This window comes from Haladaptatus sp. ZSTT2, from assembly GCF_037081775.1.
Taxonomy (GTDB): domain Archaea; phylum Halobacteriota; class Halobacteria; order Halobacteriales; family Halococcaceae; genus QDMS2.
This window is the reverse complement of record NZ_JBAMHQ010000001.1, coordinates 2,567,714-2,588,174: the sequence shown is the minus strand read 5'-3', so window position 1 is coordinate 2,588,174 and position 20,461 is coordinate 2,567,714. Positions and strand designations below refer to the sequence as shown.

Here is a 20,461-nt window from a genome sequence, read left to right as displayed (position 1 = left end):
TTTACCAGAGCAGTGCGGGCCAGACGAACATGAACAGGAGCATGATGAGGCCCGTGAGCACCGCCGTCATCACGACGTTGAGGACGATTCCGGCTTTCATCATGTGTTTTTGTTTCATGTGCCCCGACCCGAACACGATGGCGTTTGGCGGCGTCGCCACGGGCAAGGCGAACGCGAAGGAGGCCGCAATCGCGCCGCTCACCGCGAGGAAGATAGCGGCTTCGGGTTCTGCGACGCCGAGCGTGCCAGCGAACACGCCACCGAGTGCGATGAGGATGGGGACGATAATCGCAGAGGTCGCGGTGTTGCTCGTCATCTCGGTGAGGAAGATGACCAACAGGACGATTGCGCCGACGACGAACAGGATGTTCGTCCCAACGAGACCATCGAAGATGCTCGAAACGAGCCATTCAGTCGCGCCGGTATCAGCGAACGCGCCAGCGAGCGAGATGCCGCCACCGAACAGAAGGATGGTCCCCCAGTCGATGTCAACGATGTCGTCCCACTCGACCGTGTCCGCGAGGACGAGCGCCGGGATGGCGTAGAGACCGACCATCACGTAGTAGAGCAGCCCTTGGTGGCCTTCGACGCCGAAGATGGTCAGGCCCTCACCGCCGAACAGCGTGGTGAACACGGTAGGTGGCAGAATCCCCTCAAAGAGGATGTCGAGGCCGCCGAGCACCCAGAGGAACGCTGTCGCACCAAAAATCCACGCGACGCGGCGGCCGCGAGTGGAGAGACTTCCCTCCTCTTCGAGGTACTGTTCTGCCTTGCGGCGTGCGCCGCTCACGTCTTTCACTTCCGGCGGGTAGAGCCGGAAGGTGAGGATGTACCAGACGAGCGGCAGGGTCACGAAGACGACTGGAATGCCGATGACGAGCCAGTCGAAGAAGGTGATTTCGTAGCCGAGGAGTTCTTTGAGTTGACTCGCCACGATGGCGTTTGGCGGCGTCCCGATGAGCGTGCCGACACCGCCGACGCTCGCGGCGTACGCCGTCCCGAGCAGCGTCGAAATCTGCATGTTCGAGAACGCTGCGGCGTCGTCCGTGTCCTCTTGAATCTCGTCGCGACCGATGACTTGCCCGAGCACCCCGAGGGCGATTGGTGTCATCATTGCCGTGGTCGCGGTGTTCGACACCCACATCGAGAGGAACGCTGTGGCGAGCATGATGGCGAGAATCAACAGCCGAGCAGAAGAGCCCATCTTCGCCATGAGCCAGAGGGCAATCCGTCGGTCGATGTTGTACTTCTGCAGCGCATTCGCCAGCATGAACCCGGCGATGAACAAGAAGATGAGGTGGTCTGCGAAGCCAGCCAACGCGGGGTCGATGTCGTCGTAGACGCCGAACGCCGTGAGTAACACGGGTATCGAGAGCGCCGTGACCGGGAGCGGCAATGCCCCCGTAATCCAGAGCGACCCGGCGAAGAACATGGTCGCAATCGCGTACTGACCGCGAATGGTGAGTCCGTCAGGATTCGGCGCAAGGGCGATGAGCGCCGTTCCGAGGACAGCGATACCGAACAACATGACCCGTCTACGAGACGTGCCGTCACCCGCCTGTATCATTGATACACCGGCTCATTCCAAATGATGATATTTAACGATTGTCTTACGTGGTTTGTAAAAAATGATAAAAGTAACTGTTAGAAAAGATACGATAATTACGTATCGGTGGGAAAATAATTAGAAGTGAGCCACGATGGCATGAATCTGCGGCGAACGCAACTGTTCTGCGTACAGCGAGAACAGCGCCGTGCGCCGTGAATGTGACAGCCCGCGACTGCCGCCTTCGAGCATCGAGATGTGCGCCTGGAGCAACCCGTCGATTTGCCGCTCGACTTCGCGCTGTTCGTAGCCCGCTGCCGTCCGCAGAAGTCGCCACGCCATCGGCGAAATCTCGTCTATCTCGACCCCCGGCTCCTCACCCGCGCCCATTGGTCTCAGTCTTGTGAACGACCTGAAAACAGTTGTGTCTCACGACCCACCGAGACGACAGAGCGGAGGAATTAAGCGCGCTTCTCTCACCTCACGAAGTATGAAAGCGACGGCGAAAGCCCACCCAATTCAGGGACTCGTCAAGTATCACGGGATGCGAAACGAGGAACTCAGACTGCCGTATCACGACAGTATCAGCCTCTGTACCGCCCCGAGCCATTCGAAGACGACCGTCGAGTTCGACGACGAGTTGGCGGAAGATATCTACCGCGTGGACGGCGAGGAGATCGCCGGGCGCGGCGCAGAACGCATCAAGCACGTCGTAGACCACGTCCGCTCGCTCGCAGATACCGACACGCGCGTCCGCTTCGAGAGCGAGAACAACTTCCCGAGCAACGTCGGGTTTGGCTCCTCCTCTTCCGGATTCGCCGCCGCCGCGCTCGCCGCGTGTGAGGCTGCAGGCCTCGACATGACGCTGCCCGAAATCTCGGCAGTTGCCCGCCGCGGCTCTTCCTCTGCTGCCCGCGCCGTCACCGGCGGCTTCTCCCACCTCCGAACCGGTCTCAACGACGAGGACTGTCGCTCAGAGCGCATCGACTCCGACTTAGCGGATGAGGTTGCCATCATCGCCGCACTCGTCCCGGCGTACAAGGAAACCGAAGAAGCCCACAAGGAAGCCGCGGACAGCCACATGTTCGACGCGCGGATGGCTCACATCCACGGCCAAATCGCCGAGATGCGCGACGGCCTGCGCGAGGCCGACTTCGACCGTGTGTTCGAACTCGCAGAACACGACTCGCTCTCGCTCACCGCAACCACGATGACCGGGCCTGCAGGCTGGGTCTACTGGAAGCCGGACACCCTCCGCGTGTTCGAAACCGTCCGCGAACTCCGCGACGACGGCGTGCCCGTCTACTTCTCGACCGACACCGGCGCGAGCGTCTACGTCAACACGAAACCCGAGTACGCAGACCGCGTTGAGGAGGCGATTGCCGCCCTCGACATCGAAACGCACGTCTGGGAAATCGGCGGCCCCGCCCACATCCTCGACGAATCTGAAGCCCTGTTCTAGACCGTTTTGAGGCTGGCGGCGCTAGAGGGCGTATGCGCGTCCTCGTCCTCGGCGCTGGCTACGCTGGCCTGACCCTCGCCCACCGACTCTCCCGCTCGCTCCCCACAGACGCAGAACTCACACTCGTAGATGAGACGGGAAGCCACCTCATCCAGCACGAACTCCATCGCGTGATTCGTCGTCCGGCACTCGCCGCGGAGTTGACGATTTCTCTCACCGACCTGTTTCCCGAACACACGATACTGCGCGCCCGCGTCGAACACGTTTCGCCCGAAGAAAAGACGGTGGCGCTCGACACGGGCGAGACACTCTCTTACGACATCTGTGCGGTCTGTCTCGGCGCGGAAACCGCCTACTACGGCTTACCCGGGCTCAGCGAACACGCGACGCCGCTCAAAACCGTTGCGGACGCGACGGCGATTCACGACCGCTTCGTCGAACTCGGCCCCGAAGACGGCCACGTCCTCGTCTGTGGAGCCGGGCTGTCCGGCATCCAAACCGCCGGTGAACTCGCCGCGCTCGCCACAGAACGCGGCTGGGAGTCGAAAGTCAGACTGCTCGAACAGGCCCACAGCGTCGCGCCAGGCTTTCCGAAAAACTTCCGGCGGGCCGTCCGTGACGCACTCACGAGCGAGGGCGTTACCATCGAGACGGAAACCACGGTGCTGCGCGCGGACGACACGGCGGTTCACCTCGAAGACGGAACGATGGCCTACGACCAACTCATCTGGACGGGCGGTATCGCTGGCCCCGCTGCCCTCGACGGCACGCGCCACCGCGTGCGGTACACGTTGGAAGTCGCAGACGGCACGTTCGTCGTGGGTGATGCCGCGGACGTCATCGACGCAGACGGCCAGCGCGTTCCCGCGAGCGCACAAGCGGCCATCCGCGAGGCGCGTGCGGTCGCACGAAGCATCGAGAAAATCGCAGCCCACGACCCTGCAGACGCGTTCTCGCCGCGACGGTCGGCGTTTCGCTTCGACTCACCGGGTTGGATTGTCACCGTTGGCGAGCAAACGGTCGCACAGGTCGGCCCGACAATTATCACCGGAACGCCGGCGCTCGCGCTCAAGGCGTCGATTGGCGCGGGCTATCTCACTCAAATCGGGGCGGTCGAAGAAGCGCTCGACCTCGTACGCGCGGAGTTTTCCGACTGAACTCAGACGCCGGGAATCCCAATCGCGCCGAGCGAGATGATTCTGAGCGCGCCAAGGAGGAACAGGACAATCGTTGCGGTAACCCACGCGACGAGCGCGATGCCGATGGCACTGCCCCAGCCGCCGGGATACCGCCAGTTGACCACCGCAATATAGGCGATGAGCGCGAGCAGCGTCCCGATGAGCGGGATGAAGCTCAATATCGCCCAGACAACCGCTCCAATGAGCGCCGTCACCACCGCGTGACCGTAATCGTCCATGTCGGTCAGTACACGAGCACCGACGTACAGCCCAAAGCCACCGACGAGCAGGCCGACGACGAACACGATGAGTGAATCAATAACTCCCATAGCCGTCCGTAACTCCGAGCGAACGGAAATACTCATTGGCCACCTGACGTGTGAGGTGGCCACATCCGCCACCCGAAGCGTCAAACCTCCGGCGGCCACAAACCCTGCTATGACCGAATCCAATAGACAGTTCCGTCTCGCACAGCGACCGACCGGCACGCCGACGCGCGAGGACTTCGATCTCGTCGAAGCCGACGTTCCCGAACCCGGCCACGACGAAGTACTCGTAAAGACCTGTTATCTCTCCGTTGACCCGTACATGCGCGGTCGAATGCGCGACGCAGACTCCTACGCAGAACCGTGGGACGTAGGCGACGTGATGAGCGCAGGTGTCGTTGGCGAAGTGGTCGAATCGAACAACCCACGATTCGAGACCGGAGACATCGTCGCCGGGAATCTCGACTGGGCCGAGTATGCGACCGCGAAGGGCCACGAACTCACGACCGTTGACCCAGATTATGCACCTATTTCGACCGCACTCGGCGTCCTCGGCATGCCGGGGCGAACCGCCTACTTCGGTCTCCTCGAAGTCGCAGAACCAACGCCCGGCGACACCGTCGTCGTCTCGGGGGCGGCCGGAGCAGTCGGTTCGGTCGTCGGCCAGTTGGCGCAACTCGCGGGCTGTCGCGTGGTCGGGACCGCAGGGAGCGACGAGAAGGTCGCGTGGCTGACCGAGGAACTCGGCTTCGACGCGACGATCAACTACAAAACCACCGAGAGCATGCCAACGGCACTGGCAGACGCGTGTCCGGACGGCGTAGACGTGTACTTCGACAACGTCGGTGGCCCCATCACCGACGCCGTGATGCAACAGCTCAACGTCGGCGCACGCGTGGCTGTCTGCGGGCAGATTTCACAGTACAACGCCACAGAACCGCCACAGGGACCGCGAAAATTCGGCCAACTTATCGTGAGTCGAGCGCGGGTCGAGGGCTTTCTCGTCTCTGATTTCGCCTCCGAGTTCGAAACGGCCACGGAACGCCTCGCGTCGTGGGTTGCCTCCGGTGACCTCGTCTACCGAGAATCAATCGTGGAGGGATTCGAAAATGCGCCAGCGGCCTTCCTGGGACTGTTCGAGGGCGACAACATTGGAAAGCAACTCGTGAAGGTTGCCGAACCATCGCTCACGGATGCAGAAAGCGTGAGGACGGAAGCGTAACGCTGCGACCGCACGGTCGCGCGCTAGCTTGTGATTGAAGGGTTCTTTGTGGTCAGAGGAACCGTTGTCCGAGGGCGGTGATACCGAAGGCGGCGACCGTAAGCACGCTCAGGAGGTAACTCGAGATGAGCGCGGCCGGGACGAGGCTGAGGGAGGTCGCGCCGAGGAGGAGGGCGCTCGCAGAGGAGAGACCAAGGTAGTAGTTAGACCACGCAAGGTCTTTGTCTGCGTCTGTCTCTGGCGCATCGGAGGCGTCAGCGCCGTCTGCAGCCTCTTGGCTCGACGTGGCGGCGTCGTGGGAGTCCGTGTCGATGAACGGGTAGAGCTGAGCGGCGTTCGCCGTGGGGGCGACGATGCCGCGGCTCTGGTTGTATTCGATGACGCCTTCGTCGTCGAGCTTTGGAAGATGCGTCTGGTACAGCGCGATGTAGACACGCTGGCGCTCGTCTGAGTGCAGCTGTTGAACCGTGGTGTCGTTTTCCCACGCCGCAACCTGCTCTGCAACGTCGCGCATGCGGACGCTGTCCTCGTTCGTCTGCGCGAGGTAGCGGAGAACCGCACGGCGGCGCTCGTTTTGCAAGAGATGGAAGATCTGGTCTTGCGACAGCGGGGAGTCGTCTGTGTCTTCTGGCATACCCGTGAGGGCATCAGTCTGCACGTTCGCGTTTGGGGAGTCGGTGCTTACCGTCATCACAATCTGCTCAAGAAGAGGGGAGATAATAAAGGGGGTCAGTGGTTTCGACCCGTTTCTTTCTGTTTCGAACCGTTTCAACCGTTTTCCGTCTGGCGATTAAACGGTATTGAACAATCTGTGAGTGAGGCTGTCAAGCGTGTGTGAATCGGCTGCAGTCAGGGGGTTTGTTCTGGCTTAATTTTCAGGAGTCTTGTAACCCCAACCTACTGCCAGTTCGTTCGTCTGGTGTGCACTGATACCACGCATCATGTGCCACTCTCACGGTGGTTTCTGTACGGAAAGACAGGAACGCGGGAAGTTACCGCGTCGCGGTAAGTCCCCGCTGGGCGGCTCCGATGAGGAGCACGGCGAAGAACGCCACGATAAGCCACTGGCCTGTCTGTGAGCTGAGCGCGTCTGCGACCATGCCCAGCAGATTCGCACCAACGGCCTGCCCCAGGGCGAACAACAGCAAGATAAAGCCGATGACGATGACGCCAGTGCGGACCGCGGTCGTTGCAAACCACGACGCCTGGGACGATTGGGTCGGCTGACCCTGCTGTGAGCCCTGTTGATTCGCACTCTGCTGTTGTGAGCGCTGTTGGCCGGACTGAGTCCGGGTGTTTGTTCCTGATTGGGGCATTGTAGGTCACCCCGTTTGGGGACACACACAGTACCTACCTTATTATTCGGCCGCTAAGACGCGTGAAAATGAGGAGTAAGAGGTCTCAGCCGCCAAACCCGGCGGCAATCCAGCGGTAAGTCGCCCCGACGCCGACGGCAATCAGGTAACTCACAATGACGTGTGGCACCCAGAACACGTAGAACTCGAAGGTCGGAAACAGGGCCTTGCCAAGCGCAGAGCCAATCGTAAGGATGAGATAGCCCGGCAGCGCAAGCGGCGTCATCCACTGGGTGTTGCGCGCACCGAGCGCGAGCGGGACGACCAACAAGAGGAATACGGAGATGGCAATCGGGTCTAGTAAGACGCGCTTTAGCTCCATGTCAGTTCCCTCCCGTCCGCTCGATGCCGTGGCGGGCGAGCAACGCTTCTGCCGCGCGCGTCGTCCAGTCAGTGCGCGTATCGAGGTCGAGCAGGAAACTCGTCGATTCGACGATGTACGCGGGCGTGTCCCTGTCCTGACCGACCTTGTTCGCGATGAGTGGGCCCGACTCCGGCATCGGGTCGCCTGCGCGATACTTGTGCAACGGCATATACCACGGCACTTTTTCTTCGTTGAGCAGGGCTGCGACGTCCCGTGCGTGTTCGAGCGCATCACCCGCCGCCGTCGGGAAGATGGCCTGCCCGACGTAGCCGGGCTGGACGTTGTAGATGCCAAGCGACCGGTGCAGGTCGATATACACGTCCGGGTCGTGGCGCTCAATCGCTTCCCAGAGCGCCTGTGCAAGTTCTGAGTTCGGCTTTTTGCCGGGCGGGAACAGCCGGTTCAGGTCACCGCTGGTTCCCTCGCGCGTGCCGCGTTCGATGGCGACGGTGTTCGCCCGCGGGATGACGATGAGCGTTCCCTGTGCAATGTCCCACCCAGAAACGGTCTCTGCTGCGCGATACCCGGAGATTTCGTCACCGTGGATCCCGCCCGTGACCATCGCCGTTGGCCCCGACTGTGCGCCCTCGATAACGACCACCTCAGTCGCGTGTTTGGTTCCGTCGAGTAGTGTGTAAGTTTCGCGGGTTGCCACAGGAGAGCCACGACTAGCGCCGGTTGCTGGAACGCTGCCCGCAACAGCGATTCCAACGACACCGCCAGCCCGAGATAATACGGCGCGACGTTTCATCGACTTGAGGTTGTAACGAGACGACTAAACTTATACGGCCGGTATCGGTGTGACAACCGACAGAGTGGTTGGGATAGTAACTATAAATTCTCCGCGTGTGAATTAATTACATGGACGAATGGGTCGAAAATCGAACAATTGGCGAGGGGCAACGGTACCGTGTCTCGATAGTAGAGCTGTCCGATGTCGTTGGCGTCTCCATTCAAACGCGTGACGACCCAAACGAAACGTTTGGCGAGCGCACGGTGCTCAATCCAGCAGAAACCGAAAGCTTCGTCGAATTTCTCGAAACGGGCATCACCGCCGCCCGATATCGCGCGCTCGCAGAAGTCGTCGGCCCCGACGCCCTTGATCTGTTCAAACGCGGCGAAATCACAGCCGACGAGCTCGCAGAAAACTTCGGCAATGAAATCGAACGAGAGATAAGCGACAATTAGTCAGTCCGTTCGAGCAGTTCAAGCCGATTCCCGAACGGGTCGCGAACGGAAACTCGCTCGCGGCCCGGTATCGGCGTTTCTTCGTTGATAGGCACGACGTGGGCTTCGAGCACCGCCCGTGTCGCATCAAGGTCTGCAACTTCGAGTGCGACGTGCTGTCTCGATTGAGGCTCCCTCGACGCTTCGACGCCAAGATGCAGTTCGATTGCCCCGTTCTGCAGCCACACACCGCCGTTTTTCCGGAGTGATGCGGGTTTCTCACATTCCTCGAAACCGAGTATCTCCACGTAAAACGCACGCGCACCGTCCTCAGTGCCGGGTGGAATGGGCAACTGGACGTGGTCGATTCGCTTCCACTGAATCATTGGCTTTCTGAGGTGCGGTTGGGGAGTGAGTGTGGTGGTAGGCGCAGCCAACGAGAGTTGAACCCCGGTCGCTTCGCTCCCTCGTTCAAATCTCTCAGTGAATCCGAGCGCCGTGGCTCACGAGTTTGTGAGCCGCGAAAGTACGAGCGCTGAGAGATTTGAACTCCCGACAACTTGGTCCGAAGCCAAGCACTCTGTCCAGGCTGAGCTAAGCGCCCTCATCCGATTCTAAGACGACGGACTATTTTAAACCCCGCGATTCGCCCCGCGAGATTCGCGCCATTTAACCGCGCCCCGCGAAGAACTCCTGTCATGTCGATGGGAGACCGTGTCCGCGGCTTGCTGGAGCTAACCCGCCCAGTCAACGCCGTCGCGGCGGGCGTTCTGACGTTTATTGGCGCATTTGTCGCAGGCGGCGCGTTCGCGCTCCCGATCGAAACGGGCGCCGCGGTCGGCGCAACCATCTTCGCAACGGGCGCGGGCAACGCCATCAACGACTATTTCGACCGCGAAATCGACCGCATCAACCAGCCCGGGCGCGCCATCCCGCGTGGAGCCGTCACCCCGCGCGAGGCACTCGTGTTCAGCCTCGCGCTCTTTGCGGGCGCGGTCGTTCTCGCGTTGCTCTTACCACTTGCCGCGATTGCGATTGCGGTCGTGAACCTCGTCGCGCTCGTCGCTTACACCAAGGTGTTCAAAGGCCTCCCGGGCGCAGGGAACGTGGTCGTCGCGTATCTCGGCGGGAGCACCTTCCTGTTCGGCGGCGCGGCGGTCAACGTCCTGAACGAGGCCGTCGTCGTCTTGTTCGCGCTGGCTGCAATCTCGACGCTGACCCGCGAAATCGTCAAAGACGTAGAAGACATCGAGGGCGACCGCGAAGAGGGACTCAATACGCTGCCGATTGCCATCGGTGAGCGAAATGCGCTCGGCCTCGGCGTCGTCTTGCTCGGGGTCGCCGTCCTCGCCAGCCCAGTTCCCTATCTCCAAGCGACGTTCGGCCTCGCCTACCTCCTCGTCGTGGTTCCCGCAGACCTCCTCATGTTGTATGCGGGGTACGAGAGCTTTCACGACCCGACGGCGAGCCAGTCCCATCTCAAGTATGGGATGTTCCTCGCGGCAGCGGCGTTCATCGCGGGGCGCATCGGCGTCATCGTCTGAGCGTAGTTGAGTACGATAGGGGTTTATGAGGCTGTGTCCCATTATCATGAATAGATGCGAAGGTGTGAACGGGATGTTCACCACTCTTGTCCATCGATGTCCATACGTGCAGGGGTGAAACTCCGAGATGTATAATCTCGGACCGAAACTCGATGGACAGTCGATAGCGGCCGGGTCGAACCTCCTCATTACTGGGCCGCCACTTTCTGGCAAGCGACAGCTCGCGCTCGATATTCTCAAACAGGGGTTCGAAGACGGCGAGGGCGGCATCGTCATCTCGACAAAAGACAGTGGCGACCGCATCGTAGAAGAGTATACGCGGACAGGTGACTCACTCGACAACGTGCCACTGGGCATCGTCGATTGCGTGACGAAACACCAGGGAATCGGGACGACCACCGAGACTGCGACGCGCAAGTTTGCCTCCTCGCCCCACGACATGACCGGCATTGGGATTAAACTCTCAGAGATACTCGAACACTTCTACGGCAATCAGGGCATCCACCGCAATCGTGTGATGCTCCACTCGCTATCGACGCTCATCATCTACTCGAACATCCAGACTGTGTTTCGCTTCCTCCACGTGTTCACCGGGAGAACACAGAGCGCAAACGCCCTCGGAATCTTCGTGATGGAGTCTACGGCCCACGACCAGCAGACGAAGAACATGCTGACCCAACTGTTTGACGGTGTCATCGAAACCAGCCAAGAGACGCCACAGGTCACGCTCAGGTCGTCAACAGCGTAGAGGCGCTTCTGTGTCTGGCGTACACACCTGCAGTGCCCTTTTGCAAGCCGCTCTCGTTCGTACGGTTATGCCAGTCGAGACGGACGCCGAACTCCGCGAGATTCTTGGACTCAAAACGATTGCTGTCGTTGGCTGCTCTGCGACCCCCGGGAAAGACGCTCACAGCATTCCAAAGTATTTGCGAAATCACGGCTACACCATCATCCCCGTGAACCCATACGCAGACGAGATTTTCGGGATGGAACCCTACGACTCACTTGCTGACGTAAAAGAAGAAATCGACATCGTAGACGTGTTTCGCCCGTCCGAAGAAGTCGCGTCTATTGTCGATGCTGCGATCGCCCGCGACGACGTGAAAGTCATCTGGACGCAACTCGGCATCCGCGACGACGACGCGGCGAAAAAGGCAGAAGCCGCAGGGAAGCAATTCGTCCAAAATCGGTGTTTGAAAGTCGAACACGCCCGGCTGCTGTAACCTAGTTTTCCCAATCCTCGAACGAGCGATAGATACCCTTCGAGAGGTAGCGCTCGCTCGAATCGGGGAAGATGGTGACAACGGAGTTGTGCGGGGCGGCAATTTCGCCTGCCTCGATTTTCGCGGCGAGACGCTGGGCGGCAACGCTCGCAGCACCTGAACTTGAGGCCACGAGATGGCCTTCCTCGCGGGCAAGCCGTTTCAATTCGGTATGGGCGGCCTCGTCGCTCACCTGCGCAACGCTGTCCACGAGATCAGGGTCGAACAACTCGTTGGTGGCCACGTTGTGCGTGCCAATCCCTTCGATTTTGTACTCGGCTTCTTCTGCAGATTTCCCCTTCGTTGTCGAGTAGAGCGAGCCTTCGGGTTCGACCGCACAGATGTGAATGTCCTCGTCCTGTTCGAGTGCGTAGCGGGCGATCCCCATGAGCGTCCCCGCGGTGCCACACCCGGCGACGATGGCTCCGACGTCGCCATCGAGGGCGTCGAAAATCTCCGGGGCGGTGAGTTCGTAGTGTGCCTCCGCATTGAGGGGGTTTGCGAACTGTTGGGGGACGACGGCGTTATCGAGTTCCTCCGCAAGCTCGTGGGCGCGGTCGATTGCTCCGCCCATCCCGTCCTCGGTCGGCGTGTTGATGATTTCCGCACCGAGGGCGGCCATAAGCTGTTGCTTTTCGACACTGAATCGCTCGGGAACGACGAAAATCGCGTTCACGTCGAGTTGGCCCGCCGCGATGGCGAGGCCGATTCCGGTGTTTCCGGCGGTTGGCTCGATGACCGTCCCGCCCGGCGAAAGCTCGCCACGGTCGAGCATCTGTTCTAACATATACAGGCCAATGCGGTCTTTCACGCTCGCGCCCGGATTGAACGATTCGAGCTTCGCGTAGACGCGTACAGTGTCAGGGGAGGCTGTGACCCGGACGAGCGGGGTTTCGCCAATCGTCTCAAGAACCGAGTCGAGCGGTTCTCGGTGCGTGGTCATACCCGATGGTTCGCACCCGGCCAGTTAAAGCGGCACGTTTTGCCAGTCAGTCGCTACTTTCTGCTGGCGTTTCGGCGGGCGGCGCGACATCTTCTTCCTCCATGTCATCCGTTGTGGCTTCTGCTTCGGCTTCCGCGAGCAGTTTCTCTACGTCGAGGCCCTCTTTCTCCGCGAGCGCTTCCAAGAGAACGCGCTGTTCGGTGAGGTCCGCTTCTATCGACTCGACTTTCGCGCCGGTCGATTCGACCTGCTGTCTGAGCGCGAGAATCTGGTCGCGCAACTCGTTTAAGCGCTTATAGAGTTCTTCTGCGGTGTCTGCGACTTTTTGCAACTTCTTTGCGGTTCCACCAAGTCCCATGGTCGGGCGTATGGAGTGGAACTACGTGTGCGTTGCGGATTTCAGAGCGGGGCGTTTAATTCGATTCCCCGACAACTCCCGGCAATGGCTGAGGATTCTGCGTTTCACACCCCTGCACCTTTGCTTGGTATCGCCGCCGACATCGCCGTTCTCGCGGCGATTCTCGCGCCCTATCTCATCTTGCCCGCAAACGCGGCGTCCGGGTTGACCGTTTACTACACGAGCGGCCTCGCAGGTGTGTTCGGCGCGGCCGGGTTCGCGCTCGTGACGCTCATCGCCTTTGCGGCGGGATACAACCAGCGCACCGAGCCGGTGACGGTTGCGGCAGCGACAACTGCCCTCGGCGTCTTCATGGTGCTGTTGACGCTGCTCTGGGCGCTCGCGGTGCCGGTAGACGTACTCGGCAGTCTCACGACGGTCGAGAGCGCCTTTGGCGCGACGCTCATGGAGAACCACCGCTGGATTGTGCTGTTCTGCTCGCTTGGCGTGCCTGTGAGCGGCGTGTGGTACGCCCGCGCCCTCAAGTTATTTTAGCGCGAAAAGTCGAAAGGCCCTTAAACCGGAGACAGTTATCAAATAACTGGACTAGGTCGGGCAGTTAGGCCCTGCTCGTCACCCACGCTATGGTCTTTAGTGGGGACCGAACAACGGGTGCGTCCGGTCAGACCGGCACGGGCCCCGGGAGCCAACGTAGAAGCCTCGTCCTTCGGGGACAGCGGTCTTTCGGTGAACGTCTGCAGGGACGTCTCACCGTGGTTAACCGCGAGCAACCCGTCAGGCGCGGAAGCGAGCAGCGAACTCGTGGACACCTGTCGCTCGAAGGGGTGCGGGGTGGAGGCGGCAACCGGGATTCCCCGTGGTGGAACGCCAGGCAACTCCGTCCGTCCGCATTCATACCGTATTCACACCCGTGAGCCGCGGCGCTGTATGCTGCTGTCGGAGACAAAAACTCGAAAAAAGGGCCGCTTACTGTTCGACCGCGCCGAAGTCAGACCCGTTCTGGAGAACCACAGCCCCAGAGAGGTCGCGCTGTGGGTACGGAATCTCGATGTCGGCTTCGTCGAATCGGTTTTTCACGTTCGTGACGTACTCGCCGCGCGTTTTGACGAAGTCTGCGCGGCTCGGATTGTCGATCCAGATGCGCGACTGGAGGCCGACGTAGGAGTCTGCGAGTTCCGTGAGGCGAACCGTCGGCGCTGGTTCGTCCATGATGCCCTCGTGTTTCTCGGCTTCTTCGACGATAATCTTAGACGCAAGGTCGATGTCGTCGTCGTAGCCGATGCCGAAGACGAACTTCAGGCGAAGCCTGCTCTTGGCGACCGGATTCTTGATGACGCCGTCGGTGAGCGTCGAGTTCGGGACGGTGAGCAGTTCGTTGTCGAACGTGCGCACGCGGCTGACCCGCAGACTGATGTCTTCGACGATGCCCGAGTAGCTGTCCCACTCGATCCAGTCACCGACGCGAAACGGCTTGTCCGTGTAGATGAAGATGCCCGCGACGAAGTTTTTGATGACGTCTTGCATCGCAAAGCCGATGGCGAGCGTGGCGGCCGCCGCGATGGTGGCCAGCGAGGTGAGGAAGCTGCCGAAGCCAGCCGCGCCGAATGCAACGGAGATGGCCGTAAAGAGGACGATGATGGAGACGAGGCGACGAAGTGGCTGGCGAGCGTGTTCGTCTAAGCCCCGAGAGCGAACCACGCGGTCGAAAAGTGGCGTGACGATGATTTTTCCGAGCAGGAACACCGCGATGAACGCGCCGACGAACAGCACGAACTGCGTGGCGATGAGGCCGTACGTCGCCCCGAGAAACTGCTCGAAGATGGGGAGTGTTCCAACCATCTAGTGGAAAACCGCCGTGTTCCCCCGCGTATCAACGACCTCCGCACCGGCGTTTTCCGCGAGTTCTTCGGCCATCTCTTCGACCGTCGTTCCGCCCCGCGAGGCGCGGAGGAACTTGACTTTCACCAGCTTTCGGTCTTGGAGTTGGGTTTTCAACTCTTCGAGGACGGCACCGTGGCCGCTCTTGCCGACCCAGACGGTGACTTCGACATCGTGGGCTTCTTTCCGCAAGTCTTGATTTACCATTGGCTTATGCGCTTTATTAACCGGAGCTATGTGAATATTGAGGTATGGCCGTCGTGCCCGGTGTCAGGTTAGGGAAAACAGTTTAGTATGGGTGTCGTGCGTGATGGCCACAATCACAGGAAATGACGACGTGCCCGTCTTGCAGCCTGACGCGTGCGTTGCGCCCGGGAACCAGGTACGCGTCGCACGAGGCGCACGTAAAGCGTTTGAACTCCCGGGGGAGACGCAACCGATGTCGCTCGGCGATGCGTCTGGCCAGTCTCACGTACTCGCGTGCCCGGTCATCGTGACCGGTTTTGACGGCGTCTCTTGAAAGGTCGTGCAGGCGCGCAATCCGCTCTTCGGCAATAGTAGTCATCGGAAACGAGGGGTGGGGTGGGGGGTTTCCGGGGCCGAACACATAGGAAAGAAAAGCTCCTGTGTAGCCCCAAGCGAATTGATTTGTTGTTGCATATAAATAGATTCCGATTAACGGGATTATAAATCGCTGTTACCGCAACAGTTAATCGGCATCCGTGGGTCGGTTTTGCTGTGCGCGCGCTCAACTATCTCGAACTCGAATCGGCACTAGCGCGGAGCGGGATTGGCACCGCAACTGACCAGCAACGCTCGGCGCTCGAACAGACCGATGTAGAGGTCATCACCTCCCCGTGGGTGGGTGGGAATGTAGACCGCGGACTCAGGAGCGCGCTGTACGGCGGCCCGCTGCTCGAATCGGTCGATGTGGTGCATCTGAACACGATTGGACCAGTCTCGCTTGCACTTGCTCGCCGCGCGAAATCGAAGGATATCCCGCTCATCTTACACGCCCACACGACGGGCGAAGACTTCGCAGAGAGCTTTCGCGGGTCGAACCTCGCCGCACCCGTGCTCGCGCGCTACCTGAAGTGGTTTTACTCGCAGGCAGACCTCGTGCTCTGCCCGAGCGAGTTCACGAAGAACATCCTCGAATCGTACCCTGTGACCGCCCCGATTCGCCCGATAACGAACGGCGTGGATATCGACGCGCTCGAAGGCCACGATGAGTTGCGCGAGGAGTACCGGGACAAATACGACCTCTCGGGAATGGTCGTCTTCGCTGTGGGGAGCGTCTTCGAGCGAAAAGGCCTCACCACGTTCTGTGAACTCGCAGAAGAGACCGACTACGATTTCGCGTGGTTCGGCACCTACGACACCGGTCCACAAGCGAGCGCAACCGTCACCGAGTGGGTGAACAACCCACCGGAAAATGTGACGTTCACCGGGTGGGTCGAAGACATTCGCGGCGCGTACGGCGCAGGCGACGTGTATCTGTTCCCGACGAAAAACGAGAATCAGGGCATCGCCGTCCTCGAAGCGATGGCTTGTGGCAAAGCCGTCGTCATCCGCGACATTCCTGTCTTCTCCGAGTTCTACACCCACGGCGAAGACTGCCTCAAGTGTTCGACTCACGAGGAGTTCCGCGCCGCACTTGACAGATTGGCAGCAGAACCAGCGCTCCGAGAACGACTCGGGGAAAACGCGAGGCAAACCGCGGCCGACCACGGCTTAGACCGCGTTGCAAGCGAACTTCTTACAATCTATCGTGATGTCACAAACCATTAAGTCTCGGCTGAACAAGGGTGAGAAATGATGCCCCGGGTCGCCGCCTTCACGGATACCTACCTGCCCACGGTAAACGGGGTCACGTATACGGTCAAAACGTGGCGCGACCGGTGGCTCGCCCGCGGCGGGCGCATGGACATCGTCTTTCCCAAAGCGCGCGGCTACAGCCCCGACCCGGGCGAACATGCCGTCAGAAGCCTGCCGTTCCCCTTCTATGATGGCTTTTACCTCGGGACGCCATCAGTTCCGGAGGCAGTCGAAGACGTAGACATCGTCCACGCCCACACCCCGTTTTCTCTCGGGCTTGGCGGCCTTCGACTCTCACGGGAGGTCGACGCGCCGTTCATCACGTCGTATCACACCCCGACGAGCGAGTATGCAGACTACCTCGCTCAGCGCGAGTTTCTCTCGAACGGCCTTGGCCGCATCGCGGAGTCCTACGAGCGCTGGTTTTTCGGCCAAGCAGACACCGTCCTCGTCCCGAGTGCAGACACGAAACGGCATCTCACGGACGAAGTCGGCATCGAAAGTCGGGTGGAAGTCGTCCCGAACGGGGTTGACATCGAGACGTTTCGCCCCGCAGACGGCACAGAGTTCCGACACAAACACGGCATCGACACGGACCGACCGCTGATTGGCTACACCGGCCGCCACGGCTTCGAGAAGTCGCTCACCTCCATCCTCGATGCCATCGACGGAATGGACGTGACCGTCGTCTTCGGCGGCGACGGCCCCGCCCGGGAAACGCTCGAAGCGAGAGCCGCAGAGATGGACATGGACATTCGCTTCCTCGGCTTTCTCGACCGCGAAGACCTCCCGTCGTTCTACGCCGCCCTCAACGTGTTCGCGTTCCCGAGTCCGGTCGAAACCCAAGGCATCGTCGCGCTCGAAGCGAACGCTGCCGGGACGCCAGTCGTTGGAGTGAACGCCGGTGCGCTCGAAGACACGGTCATCGATGGCGTAACTGGCTACCACTTCGAACCCGGCGACATCGCCGGCTTCAGAGACGGCTTAGAGCGGGCGCTTGCGAACAATGCAGAGCTAAGTGAAAATTGTGTTTCTCGCCGCGACCAGATTAGCGTCGAGGCGGCGGTCGACCAGTTGTTGGACGTGTACGAACGCGAACTCGCTCAGTACTCGTAGAAGCCGTTGCCGGTCTTTTTCCCGAGGTCGCCCGCGGCGACTTTGCGCTTTAACAGGTAGGCTGGCTTGTAGCGGTCGCCAAGCTCTTCGAACAGCGTTTCGCTCGCATGCAGACAGACGTCGAGGCCGATGTGGTCTGCGAGTTGGAGCGGCCCCATCGGGACGTTCGTCCCGAGGGTCATGCCCTTGTCAATGTCCTCTTTCGTGCCGAGGCCTTCGTCGTAGGCACGGATGCCCTCGTTCAGCCACGGCATGAGGATGCGGTTGGTGATGAACCCCGGTTTGTCGTCGGACTCCCACGTCTCTTTGCCGAGTTTCTCAGAGAGTTCGTGGGCAAGTTTCCCGACTTCGGGGCTCGTCTTCTCGCCGATGACGACTTCGACGCCCTTCATGATGGGAACCGGGTTCATGAAGTGAAGGCCAACGACCTGTTCTGGGCGCTCGGTGGCGCTTGCGATGGTCGTAATCGAGAGCGTGCTCGTGTTCGTGGCGAGAACCACGTCTTCGGGCATGAGGTCGTCTAAGTCCGAGAAGATGTCCTGTTTGACGTCCATGTTTTCGACTGCGGCTTCGATGACGAGGTCGCAGTCTGCGAGGTCGTCGAACTCTGTCGTGCCCGTGATACGGTCGAGGGCGGCGTCTTTCTCGGTTTCACTCAGCTTCTCTTTCGAGACAAACCGAGTGAGCGAGTCGTCGATGGCAGACAGTCCGCGTTCGACGAACTCGTCTTTGATGTCGCGCATCACGACTTCGTAGCCCGAGGCGGCCGCGACCTGCGTAATCCCGTTGCCCATAGTTCCCGCGCCAATCACGCCAATCGTGTTGATGTCGTCCATTCCGCGCATACGAAAGACACTCTCGGCAGGGGGTGTAAACGTGCCGAAGTCGTGGGAGACACTGCCACAAACCGGCAGGTGTGTCCACGAATACCATATTTTATTGCGAACGGACCGACTATGGTAATTCATGGCATCGCATGGTGTCCGCGACCAGTCTGGTGGCTGCGGCGTTCCGTTTGACATCGAATCTGCCCATCGGCTGAGCTGTGAGTTGGGTGAATACTTGACCGAGCACGCACCAGTAGACCAGTCCGTCTCGCTGCGCTACGGCACGGGGAAAACGCTCACCGCGTACACGCTCACCGAACACTCCTGTGTCGTCAAAATCCAGACGCCCGTCGGCAGACTCCGCTTTTTCGAGCTGCCACGCGACACCGTCGAGGCGACGATCGACCGCCTCAGACGCGACGACTGGCGACAACTAGATTCGGGCGCGTAGGGTGGGATACGTGGGCATACAGCACAATCCGACCCAATAGACTATTAAGCAAAGTCACCCCAGTTTTAGGCGTATGATTCCGGTTGACGACTCCCCAATTATCCGGGATGGAAAGTCACTCATTCTCGCGTACGACCACGGTCTCGAACACGGTCCGGTGGACTTCACCGATGTCCCAGAGCGGATGGACCCCGAGACGGTGTTCGACATCGCAACGCACGACGCAGTGAGTGCCTTTGCCGTCCAGAAAGGGCTCGCAGAAGCGTACTACCCCTCTTACGAGGACGACGTGAACCTCCTCGTCAAGATGAACGGCACCTCGAATCTCTGGATGGGCGAGCCAGACTCGCCGGTCAACTGCTCTGTGGACTACGCCGCAGAGATTGGCGCAGACGCCGTAGGCTTCACCGTCTACAGCGGCTCGAACCACGAAGTCGAGATGTTCGAAGAGTTCCGCGACGTCCAAGAGAAAGCCCGCGAGTACGACCTCCCCGTCGTCATGTGGTCGTACCCACGCGGTCAGGGACTGAAAAACGACACCTCCCCGAACACTATCGCCTACGCGACCCGCATCGCCCACGAAATCGGCGCGGACATTGCGAAGGTCAAGTACCCCGGCAGTCAGGACGCCATGGAACTCGCCGTCAAGGCCGCAGGCGCGACGAAAGTCGTCATGAGCGGCGGGTCGAAGACCTCCGACGAGGAGTTCCTCTCGACGGTCAACTCCGCGATGAACGCCGGTGCGAAGGGCCTCGCCGTGGGCCGCAACGTTTGGCAGCGTGAGGAGCCAGAGCACATCCTCGATGCGCTCGAAGAGCTCATCTTCAACGGCAAATCCGTCGAAGCCGCCCTCGAATGAGCACACTCACTCGCATCATCGACACCGTCGCCGCGACGGCCCCCGACATCCGTGCGGGGCTGACCGGGCGGCGCACCTACGAAGCCGAGGAGAATCCGTCCGGAGAGGCGCAACTCGCCGCTGACCTCTACGCGGACGACCTCCTCAGTGAGCGCCTGCTCGCACTCGACGGTGTTGCGACCTACGCCTCGGAAGAACGCGACGATATCGACGGAAACCCTGACGCAGATGGGTATCATCTCGCGTGTGATCCCCTCGATGGGTCGTCGAATCTCAAGTCCAACAACACGATGGGGACGATTCTCGGCGTCTACGACGCCCCGCTCCCCGCGAGTGGACACGACCTCGTCGCCGCCGCCTACGTCCTGTTTGGCCCCATCACGACGATGATTGTGGCCGAGGGCGACAGTGTGACCGAGTACGTCATCGAAGACGGCGACAAGCGCGCCGTCCGCGAGGACATCACGCTCCCCCCAGAGCCGGTCACCTACGGCTTTGGCGGGCGCGTCCCCGAGTGGACGCCCGCGTTCACCGAGTTCGCCCGCGAGATAGAACAGGAGTTGAAGCTGCGCTACGGCGGGGCGATGATAGGCGACGTGAATCAGGTGCTCACCTACGGTGGCATCTTCGCCTACCCCGGCCTTCAGTCGCGCCCGGAGGGCAAACTCCGCCTCCAGTTCGAGGGGAACCCGATCGCCTACATCGTGGAGGCCGCAGGTGGCCGTTCCTCCGATGGAACCGGGTCACTGCTCTCGGTTGAAGCGACCGGCCTCCACCAGCGAGTTCCGGTTCACGTTGGCAATTCTCGCCTCATCGACCGGCTCGAAGCCGCACTCGCAGACTGA

27 protein-coding genes, 1 tRNA gene and 1 other RNA gene are annotated in these 20,461 nt (G+C 60.6%); 14 read left to right on the top strand and 15 right to left on the bottom strand.

The window, feature by feature from the left end; all coding sequences use genetic code 11:
• Position 1: 1 nt before the first annotated feature.
• Positions 2–1,528 (bottom strand): SLC13 family permease, encoded by a 1,527-nt coding sequence (locus V5N13_RS14140; RefSeq protein ID WP_442904963.1) that lies wholly within the window; start codon positions 1,526–1,528, stop codon positions 2–4.
• Between the two features lie 156 nt (positions 1,529–1,684).
• Positions 1,685–1,936, bottom strand: coding sequence for a hypothetical protein (locus V5N13_RS14135; protein WP_336361280.1), 252 nt, complete (start codon positions 1,934–1,936; stop codon positions 1,685–1,687).
• A gap of 100 nt (positions 1,937–2,036) precedes the next feature.
• Here V5N13_RS14135 and mvaD point away from each other — a divergent pair, with 100 nt between their 5' ends.
• Entirely contained in the window at positions 2,037–3,008 is a 972-nt protein-coding gene (gene mvaD, locus V5N13_RS14130) for a phosphomevalonate decarboxylase MvaD (RefSeq protein ID WP_336361279.1), read from the top strand.
• A gap of 32 nt (positions 3,009–3,040) precedes the next feature.
• The gene (locus V5N13_RS14125) at positions 3,041–4,165 is read left to right on the top strand and encodes an NAD(P)/FAD-dependent oxidoreductase (RefSeq protein WP_336361278.1); all 1,125 of its coding nucleotides are present in this window, start codon (positions 3,041–3,043) and stop codon (positions 4,163–4,165) included.
• 2 nt (positions 4,166–4,167) lie between these two features.
• On the opposite strand, the gene V5N13_RS14120 is transcribed toward V5N13_RS14125, so the two are convergent.
• Complete coding sequence (locus V5N13_RS14120; protein ID WP_336361277.1) at positions 4,168–4,515, bottom strand: hypothetical protein; 348 nt, start codon at positions 4,513–4,515, stop codon at positions 4,168–4,170.
• A gap of 109 nt (positions 4,516–4,624) precedes the next feature.
• Here V5N13_RS14120 and V5N13_RS14115 point away from each other — a divergent pair, with 109 nt between their 5' ends.
• The gene (locus tag V5N13_RS14115) at positions 4,625–5,674 is read left to right on the top strand and encodes an NADP-dependent oxidoreductase (protein ID WP_336361276.1); all 1,050 of its coding nucleotides are present in this window, start codon (positions 4,625–4,627) and stop codon (positions 5,672–5,674) included.
• 52 nt (positions 5,675–5,726) lie between these two features.
• Here V5N13_RS14115 and V5N13_RS14110 read toward each other — a convergent pair whose 3' ends face one another.
• The 4 genes from V5N13_RS14110 to V5N13_RS14095 form a co-directional block, all read right to left on the bottom strand.
• On the bottom strand, positions 5,727–6,308 hold the full coding sequence (locus tag V5N13_RS14110) for a DUF7344 domain-containing protein (protein WP_336361275.1): 582 nt from the start codon (positions 6,306–6,308) through the stop codon (positions 5,727–5,729).
• A gap of 358 nt (positions 6,309–6,666) precedes the next feature.
• The gene (locus tag V5N13_RS14105) at positions 6,667–6,990 is read right to left on the bottom strand and encodes a hypothetical protein (protein ID WP_332898564.1); all 324 of its coding nucleotides are present in this window, start codon (positions 6,988–6,990) and stop codon (positions 6,667–6,669) included.
• An 85-nt stretch (positions 6,991–7,075) separates the two neighbouring features.
• Entirely contained in the window at positions 7,076–7,351 is a 276-nt protein-coding gene (locus V5N13_RS14100; protein WP_332898563.1) for a hypothetical protein, read from the bottom strand.
• A 1-nt stretch (position 7,352) separates the two neighbouring features.
• The gene (locus V5N13_RS14095) at positions 7,353–8,048 is read right to left on the bottom strand and encodes a succinylglutamate desuccinylase/aspartoacylase domain-containing protein (RefSeq protein ID WP_336361274.1); all 696 of its coding nucleotides are present in this window, start codon (positions 8,046–8,048) and stop codon (positions 7,353–7,355) included.
• 206 nt (positions 8,049–8,254) lie between these two features.
• Here V5N13_RS14095 and V5N13_RS14090 point away from each other — a divergent pair, with 206 nt between their 5' ends.
• On the top strand, positions 8,255–8,581 hold the full coding sequence (locus V5N13_RS14090) for a hypothetical protein (RefSeq protein WP_336361273.1): 327 nt from the start codon (positions 8,255–8,257) through the stop codon (positions 8,579–8,581).
• On the opposite strand, the gene V5N13_RS14085 is transcribed toward V5N13_RS14090, so the two are convergent.
• Positions 8,578–8,946 (bottom strand): VOC family protein, encoded by a 369-nt coding sequence (locus V5N13_RS14085; protein WP_336361272.1) that lies wholly within the window; start codon positions 8,944–8,946, stop codon positions 8,578–8,580. The two genes, V5N13_RS14090 and V5N13_RS14085, sit on opposite strands and share 4 nt — an antisense overlap.
• A 143-nt stretch (positions 8,947–9,089) precedes the next feature.
• Positions 9,090–9,164: transfer RNA gene (locus tag V5N13_RS14080), tRNA-Arg, on the bottom strand.
• Positions 9,165–9,258: 94 nt separating this feature from the next.
• On the opposite strand from V5N13_RS14080, the gene V5N13_RS14075 reads away from it, so the two are divergent.
• The 3 genes from V5N13_RS14075 to V5N13_RS14065 all read left to right on the top strand — a co-directional run bounded on the left by V5N13_RS14075 (position 9,259) and on the right by V5N13_RS14065 (position 11,327).
• Entirely contained in the window at positions 9,259–10,104 is an 846-nt protein-coding gene (locus V5N13_RS14075; protein WP_336361271.1) for a geranylgeranylglycerol-phosphate geranylgeranyltransferase, read from the top strand.
• A gap of 127 nt (positions 10,105–10,231) precedes the next feature.
• Entirely contained in the window at positions 10,232–10,852 is a 621-nt protein-coding gene (locus V5N13_RS14070) for an RAD55 family ATPase (RefSeq protein WP_336361270.1), read from the top strand.
• A 67-nt stretch (positions 10,853–10,919) separates the two neighbouring features.
• The gene (locus tag V5N13_RS14065) at positions 10,920–11,327 is read left to right on the top strand and encodes a CoA-binding protein (protein ID WP_336361269.1); all 408 of its coding nucleotides are present in this window, start codon (positions 10,920–10,922) and stop codon (positions 11,325–11,327) included.
• A 1-nt stretch (position 11,328) separates the two neighbouring features.
• Here V5N13_RS14065 and V5N13_RS14060 read toward each other — a convergent pair whose 3' ends face one another.
• Together V5N13_RS14060 and V5N13_RS14055 are read right to left on the bottom strand one after the other, a co-directional pair.
• Positions 11,329–12,309: a PLP-dependent cysteine synthase family protein gene (locus V5N13_RS14060; RefSeq protein ID WP_336361268.1), complete on the bottom strand. Its 981-nt coding sequence runs from the start codon at positions 12,307–12,309 to the stop codon at positions 11,329–11,331.
• 46 nt (positions 12,310–12,355) lie between these two features.
• Positions 12,356–12,667 carry a DUF5798 family protein gene (locus V5N13_RS14055; protein ID WP_336361267.1) on the bottom strand — a complete coding sequence of 104 codons (312 nt, stop codon included), beginning with the start codon at positions 12,665–12,667 and terminating at the stop codon, positions 12,356–12,358.
• 84 nt (positions 12,668–12,751) lie between these two features.
• Here V5N13_RS14055 and V5N13_RS14050 point away from each other — a divergent pair, with 84 nt between their 5' ends.
• Both V5N13_RS14050 and ffs read left to right on the top strand, forming a co-directional pair.
• Positions 12,752–13,201, top strand: coding sequence for a DUF7548 family protein (locus V5N13_RS14050; protein WP_336361266.1), 450 nt, complete (start codon positions 12,752–12,754; stop codon positions 13,199–13,201).
• A 44-nt stretch (positions 13,202–13,245) separates the two neighbouring features.
• Positions 13,246–13,558: signal recognition particle sRNA (gene ffs / locus V5N13_RS14045), an RNA gene on the top strand.
• Between the two features lie 75 nt (positions 13,559–13,633).
• On the opposite strand, the gene V5N13_RS14040 is transcribed toward ffs, so the two are convergent.
• The 3 genes from V5N13_RS14040 to V5N13_RS14030 all read right to left on the bottom strand — a co-directional run bounded on the left by V5N13_RS14040 (position 13,634) and on the right by V5N13_RS14030 (position 15,110).
• On the bottom strand, positions 13,634–14,506 hold the full coding sequence (locus V5N13_RS14040; protein WP_332898553.1) for a mechanosensitive ion channel family protein: 873 nt from the start codon (positions 14,504–14,506) through the stop codon (positions 13,634–13,636).
• A complete protein-coding gene (locus tag V5N13_RS14035) occupies positions 14,507–14,752 on the bottom strand; it encodes a YhbY family RNA-binding protein (protein WP_332898552.1) in 246 nt (81 codons plus the stop codon).
• Between the two features lie 82 nt (positions 14,753–14,834).
• Complete coding sequence (locus tag V5N13_RS14030) at positions 14,835–15,110, bottom strand: ribonuclease P protein component 4 (protein ID WP_336361265.1); 276 nt, start codon at positions 15,108–15,110, stop codon at positions 14,835–14,837.
• A 173-nt stretch (positions 15,111–15,283) separates the two neighbouring features.
• On the opposite strand from V5N13_RS14030, the gene V5N13_RS14025 reads away from it, so the two are divergent.
• Both V5N13_RS14025 and V5N13_RS14020 read left to right on the top strand, forming a co-directional pair.
• A complete protein-coding gene (locus V5N13_RS14025; RefSeq protein ID WP_336361264.1) occupies positions 15,284–16,336 on the top strand; it encodes a glycosyltransferase family 4 protein in 1,053 nt (350 codons plus the stop codon).
• Between the two features lie 27 nt (positions 16,337–16,363).
• Positions 16,364–17,479, top strand: coding sequence for a glycosyltransferase (locus V5N13_RS14020; protein WP_442905102.1), 1,116 nt, complete (start codon positions 16,364–16,366; stop codon positions 17,477–17,479).
• On the opposite strand, the gene V5N13_RS14015 is transcribed toward V5N13_RS14020, so the two are convergent.
• Complete coding sequence (locus V5N13_RS14015) at positions 17,467–18,324, bottom strand: 3-hydroxyacyl-CoA dehydrogenase family protein (protein ID WP_336361262.1); 858 nt, start codon at positions 18,322–18,324, stop codon at positions 17,467–17,469. The two genes, V5N13_RS14020 and V5N13_RS14015, sit on opposite strands and share 13 nt — an antisense overlap.
• Before the next feature lie 121 nt (positions 18,325–18,445).
• Between V5N13_RS14015 and V5N13_RS14010 the strand changes: the two genes are divergently transcribed.
• From V5N13_RS14010 to V5N13_RS14000, 3 genes are all read left to right on the top strand, one after another.
• Positions 18,446–18,757 (top strand): hypothetical protein, encoded by a 312-nt coding sequence (locus tag V5N13_RS14010; RefSeq protein WP_336361261.1) that lies wholly within the window; start codon positions 18,446–18,448, stop codon positions 18,755–18,757.
• Positions 18,758–18,830: 73 nt separating this feature from the next.
• Positions 18,831–19,616 carry a class I fructose-bisphosphate aldolase gene (locus V5N13_RS14005; protein ID WP_336361260.1) on the top strand — a complete coding sequence of 262 codons (786 nt, stop codon included), beginning with the start codon at positions 18,831–18,833 and terminating at the stop codon, positions 19,614–19,616.
• Complete coding sequence (locus V5N13_RS14000; RefSeq protein WP_336361259.1) at positions 19,613–20,461, top strand: class 1 fructose-bisphosphatase; 849 nt, start codon at positions 19,613–19,615, stop codon at positions 20,459–20,461. The genes V5N13_RS14005 and V5N13_RS14000 overlap by 4 nt, the downstream gene beginning before the upstream one ends.